At 71.2% G+C, this 12,435-nt stretch carries 10 protein-coding genes; 2 read left to right on the top strand and 8 right to left on the bottom strand.

All coding sequences use genetic code 11. The features are described from left to right. The first annotated feature begins 5 nt into the window (after nucleotides 1-5). On the top strand, nucleotides 6-2,360 hold the full coding sequence (locus AC0KTM_RS20095) for an ATP-binding cassette domain-containing protein (RefSeq protein WP_472416486.1): 2,355 nt from the start codon (nucleotides 6-8) through the stop codon (nucleotides 2,358-2,360). Nucleotides 2,361-2,379: 19 nt separating this feature from the next. Here AC0KTM_RS20095 and AC0KTM_RS20100 read toward each other — a convergent pair whose 3' ends face one another. The 6 genes from AC0KTM_RS20100 to AC0KTM_RS20125 all read right to left on the bottom strand — a co-directional run bounded on the left by AC0KTM_RS20100 (nucleotide 2,380) and on the right by AC0KTM_RS20125 (nucleotide 7,928). Beyond that, nucleotides 2,380-2,931 (bottom strand): pentapeptide repeat-containing protein, encoded by a 552-nt coding sequence (locus AC0KTM_RS20100; protein WP_472416488.1) that lies wholly within the window; start codon nucleotides 2,929-2,931, stop codon nucleotides 2,380-2,382. Then, entirely contained in the window at nucleotides 2,928-3,515 is a 588-nt protein-coding gene (locus AC0KTM_RS20105) for a GTP-binding protein (protein ID WP_374109702.1), read from the bottom strand. Before AC0KTM_RS20105 ends, AC0KTM_RS20100 begins: the two co-directional genes overlap by 4 nt. Next, complete coding sequence (locus AC0KTM_RS20110; protein WP_238956767.1) at nucleotides 3,496-3,879, bottom strand: DUF742 domain-containing protein; 384 nt, start codon at nucleotides 3,877-3,879, stop codon at nucleotides 3,496-3,498. Before AC0KTM_RS20110 ends, AC0KTM_RS20105 begins: the two co-directional genes overlap by 20 nt. Before the next feature lie 6 nt (nucleotides 3,880-3,885). After that, nucleotides 3,886-4,287: a serine protease inhibitor gene (locus AC0KTM_RS20115; protein ID WP_225330588.1), complete on the bottom strand. Its 402-nt coding sequence runs from the start codon at nucleotides 4,285-4,287 to the stop codon at nucleotides 3,886-3,888. Further along, nucleotides 4,284-7,073, bottom strand: a complete 2,790-nt coding sequence (locus tag AC0KTM_RS20120) for an ATP-binding protein (RefSeq protein ID WP_472417522.1) — start codon at nucleotides 7,071-7,073, stop codon at nucleotides 4,284-4,286. Before AC0KTM_RS20120 ends, AC0KTM_RS20115 begins: the two co-directional genes overlap by 4 nt. A 249-nt stretch (nucleotides 7,074-7,322) precedes the next feature. Continuing rightward, nucleotides 7,323-7,928: a class I SAM-dependent methyltransferase gene (locus AC0KTM_RS20125; protein ID WP_225330118.1), complete on the bottom strand. Its 606-nt coding sequence runs from the start codon at nucleotides 7,926-7,928 to the stop codon at nucleotides 7,323-7,325. Nucleotides 7,929-7,945: 17 nt separating this feature from the next. On the opposite strand from AC0KTM_RS20125, the gene AC0KTM_RS20130 reads away from it, so the two are divergent. Further along, complete coding sequence (locus AC0KTM_RS20130; RefSeq protein ID WP_238956768.1) at nucleotides 7,946-8,407, top strand: tRNA (cytidine(34)-2'-O)-methyltransferase; 462 nt, start codon at nucleotides 7,946-7,948, stop codon at nucleotides 8,405-8,407. Nucleotides 8,408-8,410: 3 nt separating this feature from the next. On the opposite strand, the gene AC0KTM_RS20135 is transcribed toward AC0KTM_RS20130, so the two are convergent. Both AC0KTM_RS20135 and AC0KTM_RS20140 read right to left on the bottom strand, forming a co-directional pair. Further along, nucleotides 8,411-9,055, bottom strand: a complete 645-nt coding sequence (locus AC0KTM_RS20135) for a nitroreductase family protein (RefSeq protein WP_225330120.1) — start codon at nucleotides 9,053-9,055, stop codon at nucleotides 8,411-8,413. Nucleotides 9,056-9,144: 89 nt separating this feature from the next. Continuing rightward, nucleotides 9,145-12,432, bottom strand: a complete 3,288-nt coding sequence (locus AC0KTM_RS20140) for an error-prone DNA polymerase (protein WP_472416490.1) — start codon at nucleotides 12,430-12,432, stop codon at nucleotides 9,145-9,147. Nucleotides 12,433-12,435 lie beyond the last annotated feature (3 nt).

Here is a 12,435-nt window from a genome sequence, read left to right on the forward strand (position 1 = left end):
AAGCGATGACCCGATCTGCCCAGCCCGTGCTGACGGCTCGATCCGAGCGCTCCGAAGGCAGCTTCGCCGCCGGCCGCGACGTGGTCGTCGGGAGCGACCTGCGTGCCGATTTGCGGGTGGCGCACCCGCTGGTCGCCCGCGCGCACGTGCTGCTGCGCTTCGATCACGGCCGGTGGCTGGCGGTCGACAACAACACGCTCAACGGGTTTTATCTCGACGGCCACCGGGTGCCGGTCGTCGACATCCACGACGGCCAGACCATCAACATCGGCAAGCCCGACGGCCCGCGGATCACGTTCGAGGTGGGCCGGCCGCCGGCACGCTCGTTCCGCCTGCGAGACCCCCAGCGCGCCGTGCCGCGGCCGCAGCCCGGCACGGGCGGCGGCGACGTCGGGGAGTCTCCCACCACGCGGTTTACGGCCCCGGGGACCCAATCCGCCGGCCGACCGGTGACCGGACGGACCGCCTCGATCGGGCGCGCGCTCAGCAACGACGTCGTCGTCCACGACGTGCTGGCCTCGCGCCACCACGCCTTCTTGACCCCGACGCCGGCCGGCCCCGAGATCCGCGACGCGAACAGCAGCAACGGGACCTTCGTCAACGGTGTCAGGGTCGGCTCGGCGGTGCTGTCCGACGGCGACGTCGTCACGATCGGCAACGTCGACCTGGTGTTGCGCGGCGGCATGCTGGTCCGCCGCCAGGAGGCGGCGACCCGCGCCGGCGGCCTCGAGGTGCGCGAGGTCAACTTCGGCATCGGCGGGAAGAAGCTGCTGGACCGGATCTCGCTGACCGCCCGCCCCGGTACCTTGACCGCCCTCATCGGCGGGTCCGGCGCGGGCAAGACCACCCTGTCGCGGCTGATCGCCGGGTACGCCACCCCGACTTCGGGCTCGGTCACCTTCGAGGGCCACGACATCCACACCGAGTACGCCTCGTTGCGCACCCGGATCGGGATGGTCCCACAGGACGACGTCGTGCACCGCCAGCTCACGGTCAGCCAGGCGCTCGGGTACGCCGCCGAGCTGCGCCTGCCGCCGGACACCAGCAAGGCCGACCGCGCCCAGGTGGTCGCCCAGGTTCTCGACGAGCTCGGCCTGACCGGGCACGCGAACACCCGGGTCGACCAGCTGTCCGGCGGGCAGCGCAAACGCGCGTCGGTGGCGCTGGAGTTGCTCACCGGGCCGTCGCTGCTGATCCTCGACGAACCGACGTCGGGCCTGGACCCCGCGCTGGACCTGCAGGTCATGACGATGCTGCGGCAACTCGCCGACGCCGGCCGCGTCGTGCTAGTCGTGACGCACTCGCTGACCTACCTCGACGTCTGCGACCAGGTGCTGCTGATGGCGCCGGGCGGCAAGACGGCGTTTCTGGGCCCGCCCGGCCAGATCGGCGCGGCCATGGGCACCACCAACTGGGCGCACATCTTCGCCAAGGTGGGCGCCGACCCGGACGAGGCCAATCGCCGCTTTCTGGCCCAGAACAAGCCCCCGCCGCCGAGGCTGACCGAGGCGCCGGCCGAGCTGGGCGCGCCGCCGCATACCAGCAAGCGCCACCAGTTCTCCACGATCGCCCGCCGTCAGGTACGGCTGGTCGTTTCCGACCGCGCCTATTTCGTGTTCCTGGCGGTGCTGCCGTTCGTCATGGGTGCGCTGTCGCTGACCGTCCCCGGCAGCGCCGGCTTCGGCTATGCCGATCCGGCCGGCGAGTCGGCGGGCGAGGCCGGGATGATCCTCACCTTGCTCACCATGGCCGCCGCGTTCATGGGAACCGCGCTGACCATCCGCGACCTCATCGGGGAACGGCCGATCTTCCGGCGGGAACAGGCGGTCGGCCTGTCGAGCACGGCCTACCTGCTGGCCAAGGTCGCGGTGTTCAGCGCGTTCGCCGTCGTCCAGGCGGCCATCGCCACCGCCATCGTGGTGCTGGGCAAGGGCCCGCCGACGCGGCCAGCGGTGCTGCTCGGGGACGCCACCGTCGAGCTGTTCGTCGCGGTCGCGGCGACGTGCGTGGCCGCGGCGATGCTCGGTCTGCTGCTCTCGGCGCTGGCGCGGTCCAACGAGCAGATCATGCCGCTGCTGGTGGTGTCCCTGATGATGCAGATGGTGCTCTCCGGCGGGATGGTGCCCGTCACCCACCGGATCTTTCTCGACCAGGTGTCCTGGCTGGTGCCCTCGCGGTGGGGGTACGCGGCGCAGGCGTCGACGGTCGACCTGTGGACGGTCTCGCCCGGTCCGCAGAGTCCGCGGGACAGCCACTTCGAGCACACGCCGGCGGCCTGGCTGTTCGATATGGGAATGCTCGCGGTCCTCACGGTCGGCTACGCCGCGCTGGTGCGGTGGCGCATCCGGCTCACCCGCTGAACGATCACCCGCTGAGAGATCAGCCGTCCAGCCGCAGCCCATGCGCCAGCGCGAAGGCCATCGCCTGATCGACGTCGACGCGCGCGCCGGCCAGCGACGCCGTCGTCCACAACCCCGGGTCGATGCCTGCGCCACGCAGGTCGGCGCCGTCCAGCCGGGCGCCGGCGGTCCGCGCGCCGCGCAGGTCCGCGCCGCGCAGCACGGCCTTGCGCAGGTCGGCCTCCACCAGGCTGGTCTCCCGCAGCCGGCAGCCGCTGAAGTCGACGCTGCGAAGGTCGATGCCGGCGAGCACGGCGAGCGTGAAGTCCACCTCGTCGAACGTAATCGGCCGCAGCCGGCACTGCACCAACACCGACCCCAGCATCGAGCATTGGGCAAAAGTGCTGTGCCACAACGCCGTCCGGTGGAACGTGCAGTTGCGGAAGGCCGAGCCGCGGTGTTGGGACTCGGCCAGGTTGGCGCCGCTGAAATTGCATTCGGTGAACACGGCCCGCTCGGTCCGCAGGCGGCTCAGGTCTTCGTCGGTGAAGTCGTGGCCGTCAAACTCGCGGTCGACCCACTCGGTGGTCAATTGGGCGTCAGGCTGGCCAGGGCGTATTCGCTGACCGCGATCAGGGCGTCGGTCGCCGACCGGCGATCGCGGGCGTCGACCGTGATCACCGGAATGTGCGGGGGCAGGGTCAGCGCTTCGCGCACCTCGTCGACCGGGTAGCGCGGCGCCCCGTCGAACTCGTTGACCGCGACCAAAAACGGCAGGTTGCGGTGCTCGAAGAAGTCGACGGCGGCGAAGCTGTCCTGCAGGCGCCGGCAGTCGACCAGCACCACCGCGCCGATCGCGCCGCGGACCAGGTCGTCCCACATGAACCAGAAGCGGCGCTGCCCCGGCGTGCCGAAAAGGTAGAGCACCAGGTCTTCGGCCAGGGTGATCCGGCCGAAGTCCATCGCGACCGTGGTGGTCCGCTTGTCCGGGGTGGCCTCGAGCGCGTCGACGCCGGTCGAGGCGTCGGTGAGCATCGCCTCGGTGCGCAGCGGCATGATCTCGGAAACCGCCCCGACGAACGTCGTCTTGCCGGCCCCGAACCCGCCGGCGATCACGATCTTCGTCGACGCGTGAGCGCCGGAATCGGGCTGCACCTCAGAGTGCGCGTAAGCCACGCAGAGTCCTTCCTATGAGTTCGTGGCGCTCATCACGGGTCGAACGCTCGGACAACGTCCTGTGCACCCGAAGGTAGCCGGACAGCACCAGATCCCCGACCAGGACGCGCGCGACGCCGAGCGGTAGGTCCAGCCGGGCCGAGATTTCGGCGACCGACGGGCTCGGCGGGCCCTGGCCGCACAGCTGGATGATTCTGCCCCGCGCATCGTTGGGCGGCCACCGGTGGGTCGGGCCTGCCTGCAGCGTCTGAAGCGGCGCTTCCAGGGGCAACTCGACGTTCGTGTCGGTCCGCCCGGACGTCAGGGTGTACGGGCGGACCAGGTTCCCCTTACGGTGTGCGGGCCAGGTCTCGGGGGTGTCCATCGCAGCTCACGAGTGGGCGGCGGACCGGCGGGTCGACTGCACCACGCCCCCGACCCGTTCGACGAGCACGGCCATCTCGTAGCCGATCTGACCGATGTCGCACGACGTCGCCGCGAGCGTCGCCAGGTGCGAGCCGTCCCCGACGCGCATCAACAACAGGTAGCCGTTCTGCATCTCGACCACCGATTGCAGCACCTGCCCGCCCTCGAAGAGCTGCGCGGCGCCCGTCGCCAGGCTGGCCAGCCCGGAGGCGACGGCGGCCAGCTGGTCCGCGCGTTCCCTGGGCAGGTGCTCGCTGGCGGCGATGGGCAGCCCGTCGACGGACACCAGCAGCGCGTGCGCGACGCCGGGGACCTCGCGGGCGAACCTGGTCACCAGCCAGTCCAGTGAGGTGTCGGGTGAGGTCATTGTTGGTCGGGTCCTTGTTCCGTGTCGCGGGCGTGCGAGCGTCCGGTGCGCACGCCGCCGAAATGGTTACTGAACGAGGCGCGCACCGCCTCGGGGTCCCGGGTGACGGCCGCGTGCTGCGGCTCCCGGTGCGACGGCGATCTGCCGTTGAGTCCGTGCTCGGGCTCGTCCCGTTCGGTCAGCCCGGTTCCGTTGGCACCGCCGGGCACCAGCCGGGCGCCGGGGGTGCGGACCGGCAGTCCGTGGTCGGTGGTGTGCGACTCGACGGGCTTGTCCTCGGCGGCCGCCGCCAGCGTCCAACCGCGGTCCCAGACCGACTGCCAATCCAGGTCGGGGCTGTTCACCAGGTCATGGGGGTCGCCCAGCATCTCCGAGAGCATCCGCCGGTAGATGACGTCATCGTCGGTCGGCGGGCTGGCGGGCTTGTCCTCGCGGGGTTCGCGGGGCCGGGCGGCGAAGAAGGCCGAGGTGTCCGATGCCGCCCGCACCGGTGGGGCCGGCGCCGGTGTGGGCTCCGGTGTGGGGGTGGGCGCGGGCTGCGGCGTGGCCCTCGGCTCCGCGGGCCGGGCGGCCGGCGCAGACTTGGGCGCGTTTTCCCACCAGGGGGTCGCGAGTTCGCGCCGCCGCTGCGGGGGCGGTTGTTCGGCGGGTGGGGCCGGGACCTCGGTGATGCCGCTGGAACCCGGGTTGCGCCGCGGCAGCAGGGTGACCGAGGGCCCGGGCGCGGGCCCGGCGTTGCGGGCCGCCGGCTCGCGGGTACCGTCGCGCCGCCCGGCGTCCTCGGCGGCCGGGGGCGCGGCGATCGCGCTGGCGAGTTTGGCGCTCGGAGACGACACCGCCCGAATGTGCCGGGGCGCAGCCGTTTCCGCGGGGGCCAGGCCGGTGAGCACCGTGCGCGGCAGGTAGACCTCGGCGGTGGTGCCCGAGCCCGCCTCGTTGGCCGCGGGGCCGCGTAGCCCCACCCGGATGCCGTGCCGGTCCGCGATCCGGCCGACCACGAAAAGCCCCATGTGGCGCGCGTTGTCTGGGCTGACGTCGCCGCCGGCCTGCAGCCGCATGTTGGCGATGCGCCGATCGGCGTCGTTCATCCCCAGGCCGGAGTCCGCGATCCGCACCACGACTCCCCCGTCGCCACCGCGGGACGCCGAGACCCGCACGGACGTCGTCGGCGGCGAGTAGCGCAGCGCGTTGTCGATCAGCTCGGCGAACAGATGGATGGCGCCGCCCGCGGCCGCGCCGGCCAGCGCGCACTCGGGCAGCCCGGCGATCTCGACGCGGCGATAGTCCTCGACCTCGGACACCGCGGCACTGACCACCGTCGCCAGCGGCACCGGGTCGCGCTGGTCGCGCGCGAGCTGCGCGCCGGCCAGCACCAGCAGGTTGGCGCTGTTGCGGCGCAGCCGCGCCGCCAGGTGGTCCAGCCGGAACAGGCTGTCGAGGCGCTCGGGATTCTCCTCGTTGCGCTCGAGCCGGTCGATGAGCGCCAGCTGCTGGTCGACCAGCGAGCGGCTGCGCCGCGACATGGTCTCGAACATGTCGTTGACCAGCAGCCGCAGCCGCGCCTCGTCGCCGGCCAGCAGCAGGGCCTGGGCGTGCAGTTCGTCGACGGCGTGGGCGACCTGGCCGATCTCCTCGGTGGTGTACACCGGCAGTGGCGTCGGAATCGGTTCGGCCCCACCGGCTTTCACGTGGGCGATCTCCTCCTCGAGATCGGTGTGGGCGACCTTGAGCGCGCCGTCGCGCAGGATGCGCAGCGGCCGCACCAGCGCGCGCGCCACCAGCAGCACCACGAGCAGCGCGACGACGATCGCGGCCAGCACCAACACGGTGTCGACGATGGCCGCGTGGCGCCGGTCGGCGGCCTGGGCGTGCACCGCCTTGGTCACCGAGGCGGTGACGTTCTTGATGACCTGTTCGGCGATGTCGTCGGTGGCTTGGATGGACCGCAACAGATCGGGGTTGTCGACGAGCACGCTGGCGGGATCGGACATCATCGCCATCCGGGTCACCATCTGCTGTTGCAGCGTCTTGGCCTCGGGCGACCCGGCCCCGAGCACTTCGCTCATGCCGAACAGCGTCGACGGTTCGGTGCCCGCCAGGGTGGTCATCGAGGTGCGCAGCTGCGGCTCGGGCAGGTCCGCCCCGCGGGTGATGAGGATCTTTTGCATCGTCATCTGCCCGCGCGCGCCGACCGCCCGGCTCAATCCCTGCGCCTGGGCGCGGATGTGCTCGTCGTCGACGCGCACCGATGCATTGATGACGTCTTCGGCCGTCAACAGGATCGGCGCGTAGAGGGTCACCCGTTCCCGCAGGCCGAGGCCGTTGTCAGACGCCTTGTTCACCAGCATCTGGCCGCCGTCGAGCAGGGTGTTGAGGCCCGATCGGACGTCGTCGGTGACGTCGGTGTCGGCCAGCCTGCCCTGCAGTTCGCCTTTGCGGGCCTCGTAGTTCTTCTTGGCGCCCTCGACGTCGCGCCCGGTGGAACCGGCCTGCAGCGCGACGTCCAGCGCCGACATGTATTTGGTGATCGTCGGAACCACGTCGGCGCGGGTGGCGGCCAGTTTCAGGCCCGCCGCGCTGTCCATCGCGGCGTGGATGCGAAGCACACCGAACACCGTCGCCAAGATCAGCGGCACCAGCACGATCGCCAGCACCTTCCAGCCGACCGGCCAGTTGCCCAGCGACCAGGCGGGCGGGCGTTTGACCGCCGCGTCGGCGGCGCGAACCGGTGCGGGCGGGGAGGCGTCCGCCTCGGCCGCAGCGGCCGGGCGGCTGAACATGGTCACGTCATCGCGGCCGCGCGACCGGCCGCTGCGCTGACCCTGAGCGCTGAACAAAACGAGAGGCTCATAAAACTTCCTGCTTTATTTCCACCCGCCCCGTGCCAGATAGGCGCGCGCGTGTAAGTGTGGCAATCCGACGAGTATGACAGCCCGCGGCCCAGCCCACCAGAATCGTTACTGAGCAGACAGGTCCCTCCAAGGTGGCGCCGCGCGCCCGCGGTCACCCCTGGCAAACACGGATCCGCGAAAACTCTAGGCGGGCCGAAGGATTGCCACCAGAAAGTCGGAGTCGTCGGTGAACGGCCGCAGGTCCCAGGTGGACAGCAGCACATCGATCGCGAATCCCGCGTCGACCGCGTCGCCCAGAAACACCTCGAAGTCATAGTCGCGGCCGGCGCCGAAGCCGATCGCCGCGCGGCCGTCGTCGGCGACGTGGGCGCGCAGCCGGCTCAGCACCTGGACCCGGGTGCTGGGGGCCAAAAACGTCATGACGTTACCGGCGGAGACGATGACGTCGAACGGTTCGGCGATGCCGCGTGCGGGCAGGTCAAGCTCGGCGAGGTCGCCGACGAGCCACCGGGGTCCGGGATGGTCCTGCTCGGCCGCGGCGATGAGCGCGGGGTCGACGTCCACGCCGACCACCCGGTGGCCGGCGTCGGCGAGGTAGCCGCCCAACCGGCCGGGCCCGCAGCCGGCGTCGAGGATGCGGGCGCCGCGGGGCGCCATGGCGTCCACGAAGCGGGCCTCACCGGCCAGGTCGTCACCCGCGCGGGCCATGGCGCGGAATCGCTCGATATACCAATGGGAATGCCCGGGATCGGCAGCGACCTTCTGCATCCAAATGCTCTGCTCGACCATGCGACCATTATCGCGTTGTGTTCAAGCTGATGTTCTACTCCCCGCGCATCGCCCCCAACACGGGCAACGCCATCCGGACGGCGGCGGCGACGGGCTGCGAATTGCATCTGGTCGAACCGATGGGCTTCGACCTGTCCGAACCCAAGCTGCGACGGGCCGGGCTGGACTACCACGACCTGGCCTCGGTCACCGTGCATGCCTCGCTGGCGGCGGCCTGGGACGCGTTGTCACCCGAGCGGGTGTTCGCGTTCACCTCGCACGCGCCCACCTCGTTCGCCGACGTGCGCTACCGCGCCGGCGACGTGCTGATGTTCGGCCCCGAGCCCACCGGCCTGGACGCGGCGACGCTGGCCGACGAGCACATCACCGCGCAGGTCCGCATCCCGATGCTGGCGGGCCGGCGCTCGCTGAACCTTTCCAACGCCGCGGCGATCGCCGTCTACGAGGCGTGGCGGCAGCACGAGTACGCCGGCAGCTAGGGGTCACCAGCTGTCCCAGTGCGTGAGCTGCTCGGCGGGCAGCCGCTTGGCCGGGCGGAAGTCGGTGCCCTTGGTGTAGGCGATCGGGAACAGGCCGCCCTGGCTGTAGCGGTCGTGCGGAATGCCGAGGACCTCGGCGACCTGTTGCTCGCCGTCGCGCAGCAGGTGCAGCGTCGTCCAGCACGACCCCAGTCCCCGCGAGCGCAGCGCCAGGCAGAAGCTCCAGACCGCCGGGAACAGCGACGCCCAGAACGACACCCCACCCAACGGCGACTTGTCCGGGCGGCCCTCGAGGCAGGGGATCAACAGCACCGGCGCGGAGTGCATGTGCTCGGCGAGGTAGGTGGCGGAGTCCTTGACCTTGGGCATCCGCTCACCACGGGTGTCCCCCTCGGGGTACTCGGCCCCCGGAGCGCTGAGGTAGTCGCGGGCGTTGGCCAGGTAGACGTCGGCGATCGCCTTCTTCTTCTCGGCGTCCTCGACGAACACCCACTGCCAGCCCTGCGAATTGGAGCCGGTGGGCGCCTGCAGCGCCAGTTCGAGGCATTCCATCAGCACGTCGCGGCCCACCGGCTTGTCGAAGTCGAGGCGCTTGCGGACCGAACGGGTGGTGGTGAGCAGTTCGTCGACAGACAAGTTCAGGGTCATGGGTGGAGATTACCTTCGGCCGCGAAACTGTATTCCACGACGCGTTTCTCGAGTGAACCCGTCGCTAGTTGCAGTTTCGCGGAGGGTTCTCACCGGAAGTCGCGCGATTTCGAGCCGACCGCCAGGGTGATGCGGCCCAACCGCTCGGCGACGACGGTGATCGCGCCGCTGGCGTTTTGGACCTGCCCGCGCACCAGCAGCGCCGGCGCCGAGTTCGCCAGCTTGCGGTGCCGCGCCCACACCCCCGGCGCGCAGAGCACGTTGACCATCCCGGTTTCGTCCTCCAGGTTGAGGAACGTCACCCCCTGGGCCGTCCCGGGGCGCTGCCGGTGGGTCACCGCACCGGCGATCAGCACGCGGTCGCCGTCGGGCACCGATCCCAGCTTCTCGGCGGGCACCACCCCCATCGCGTCCAGGTCTTCCCGCAGGAACTGCGTCGGGTAACTGTCCGGGGAGATGCCGGTGGCCCACACGTCGGCGGCGGCCAGTTCCAGCTCGCTCATCCCCGGCAACGCCGGGACGTGCGAGGACGAGCCCACCCCGGGCAAGCGGCCCGGCCGCTGGGTGGCCGCCGCCCCGGCCGCCCACAGCCCCTCGCGCCGGGACATGCCGAAGCAGGCAAAAGCCCCGGCGGTGGCCAGCGCCTCGGTCTGCGGCACGCTCAATTGCAGTCGCGACGTCACATCCAGCAGAGAGGTGAACGGGCCGTTGGCTTTTCGTTCCTCGACCAGCCGCTCGGCCAGGTCGTCTCCGATATGGCGGACCGCACCCAGACCCAGCCGGACCTCGGTTCCGGCGTTCTCGCACGTGGCGTGCGCCAGGCTGGCGTTGACGTCCGGGCCGTGCACCGTCACGCCGTGCCGGCGGGCATCGGCCACCAGCGACTGCGGCGAGTAGAAGCCCATCGGCTGGGCGCGCAGCAGCGCGGCGCAAAACGCCGCCGGGTGGTGCAGCTTGAACCACGACGAGTAGAACACCAGCGACGCGAAGCTCAGCGCGTGGCTTTCCGGGAAACCGAAATTGGCGAAGGCCTCCAGCTTTTCGTAGGTGCGGTCGATCACCTCGTCGGGCGCGCCGTGCAGCGCACGCATGCCGTCGTAGAACCGGCCGCGCAGCCGTCGCATGCGTTCGGTGGAGCGCTTGGATCCCATGGCGCGGCGCAGCTGGTCGGCCTCGGCGGCGGAAAACCCGGCGCAGTCGACCGCGAGCTGCATCAGCTGCTCCTGAAAGAGTGGTACCCCCAACGTCTTTCGCAGCGCCGGCTCCATGGAGGGGTGGTCGTAGACCACCGGGTCCAGGCCGTTGCGCCGCCGGATGTAGGGGTGCACCGACCCGCCCTGGATGGGGCCGGGGCGGATCAGCGCGACCTCGACCACCAGGTCGTAGAACACCCGCGGCTTCAGCCGCGGCAGGGTGGCCATCTGCGCGCGCGACTCCACCTGGAACACGCCGACGGAATCGGCGCGGGCCAGCATCTCGTACACCGCCGGCTCGGAGAGGTCGAGGCGGGCCAGGTCCACCTCGATCCCCTTGTGCTCGGCCACCAGGTCGATCGCGTAGTGCAGCGCCGAGAGCATGCCCAGCCCGAGCAGGTCGAACTTCACCAAACCGATTGCCGCACAGTCGTCTTTGTCCCATTGCAGGACGCTGCGGTTCTCCATCCGCGCCCACTCCACCGGGCACACGTCGGCGATGGGGCGGTCACAGATCACCATGCCGCCGGAGTGAATTCCCATGTGCCGCGGCAGGTTCCGGATCTGGTTCGCCAGGTCGACCACCGGCTCGGGGATGCCCTCGACGTCCGGCGAGTCCGCCAGCCCGCTCCAGTGGCCGATCTGCTTGCTCCACGCGTCCTGCTGGCCCTGCGAGAAGCCCAGCGCGCGGGCCATGTCGCGCACCGCGATCTTCCCCCGGTAGGTGATGACGTTGGCGACCTGGGCGGCGTAGTCCCGGCCGTATTTGTCGTAGACGTACTGGATGACCTTTTCGCGCTGGTCGGACTCGATGTCCATGTCGATGTCGGGTGGCCCGTCGCGGGCCGGCGACAGAAAGCGCTCGAACAGCAGCTCGTTGGCCACCGGGTCGACGGCGGTGACGCCGAGGGCGTAGCAGACCGCGGAGTTGGCCGCCGATCCCCTGCCCTGGCACAGGATGTTGTTGTCCCGGCAGAACCGGGCGATGTCGTGCACCACCAGGAAGTAGCCCGGAAACCGCAGCTGAGCAATGACTTTCAGCTCATGCTCGATCTGGGCGTAGGCGCGCGGTGCGCTCGGCCCGTAGCGGTCGCGCCCCCCGGCCATGGTCAGCTGCCGCAGCCAGCTGTCCTCGGTGTGCCCGTCGGGCACGTCGAACGGCGGCAGCTGCGGCGCGATGAGCGCCAGCCCGAACGCGCACTGCTCGCCCAGCTCGGCGGCCGCGGTCACCACCTCGGGGCCCCCGGCGAACAGCCGGGCCATCTCCGCACCGGAACGCAGGTGCGAACCGCCCAGCGGGGCCAGCCACCCGGCGGCCGAATCCAGGGACTCGCGGGCCCGGATGGCGCCCATCGCCATGGCCAGCCGGCGCCGCGACGGCCCCGCGAAATGCGCGCCGGTGGTGGCGACGACGCCGACGCCGAAGCGCGGCGCGAGGGCGGCCAGCGCCGCGTTGCGTTCGTCGTCGAGCGGTTGACCGTGATGGGTCAGCTCGACGCTGACCCGCCCGGCACCGAACCGGTCCACCAGGTCGGCCAGCGCCTGCTCCGCCGCGGCGGGCCCGCCGTCGGAAAGCGCTTGGCGCACATGGCCTTTGCGGCATCCGGTCAGGATGTGCCAGTGCCCGCCGGCGGCCTCGGTCAGCGCGTCGAAATCGTAACGGGGCTTGCCCTTCTCGCCGCCGGCCAGATGCGCCGCGGCCAGTTGCCGCGACAGCCGCCGGTAACCCTCGGGCCCGCGGGCCAGCACCAGCAGGTGCGGGCCGGCGGGATCGGGCCGCTCGGTGCGGGCCTCGCAGCCCAGCGATAGTTCGGCGCCGAACACGGTACGCATGTCGAGCTCGGCGGCCGCCTCGGCGAACCGCACCGCCCCGTACAGGCCGTCGTGGTCGGTGAGCGCCAGGGCGCGCAGGCCCAGCCGCGCCGCCTCCTCGACCAGCTCCTCGGGCGTGCTCGCCCCGTCTAAGAAGCTGAACGCCGAATGCGCGTGCAGTTCGGCATACGACACGGAATGAGCGACGGACGCGTGGGGCGCCCGGCCGTCACCCGGCGGCCGATACGTCGCGCGCTTGCGCGACAGCGGGGCGTCCTCGGGAAGCCCCGCCGGCTCCCCGGCACGGCGCGGCTTGCTGTCGAGCACCCGCTCCATTTCCGCCCAACTCGGCGGCCCGTTGAACCAGCCCACCCT

This window comes from Mycobacterium sp. NTMscope_Eco_3, assembly GCF_976985685.1.

Excerpts from the sequence above, each read along its gene's own strand:
- AC0KTM_RS20095 (WP_472416486.1), top strand. The coding sequence starts at position 6 with ATGACCCGATCTGCCCAGCCCGTGCTGACGGCTCGATCCGAGCGCTCC.
- AC0KTM_RS20110 (WP_238956767.1), bottom strand. The coding sequence starts at position 3,879 with ATGGACACCCCCGAGACCTGGCCCGCACACCGTAAGGGGAACCTGGTC.
- AC0KTM_RS20115 (WP_225330588.1), bottom strand. The coding sequence starts at position 4,287 with ATGACCTCACCCGACACCTCACTGGACTGGCTGGTGACCAGGTTCGCC.
- AC0KTM_RS20125 (WP_225330118.1), bottom strand. The coding sequence starts at position 7,928 with ATGGTCGAGCAGAGCATTTGGATGCAGAAGGTCGCTGCCGATCCCGGG.
- AC0KTM_RS20135 (WP_225330120.1), bottom strand. The coding sequence starts at position 9,055 with ATGACCCTGAACTTGTCTGTCGACGAACTGCTCACCACCACCCGTTCG.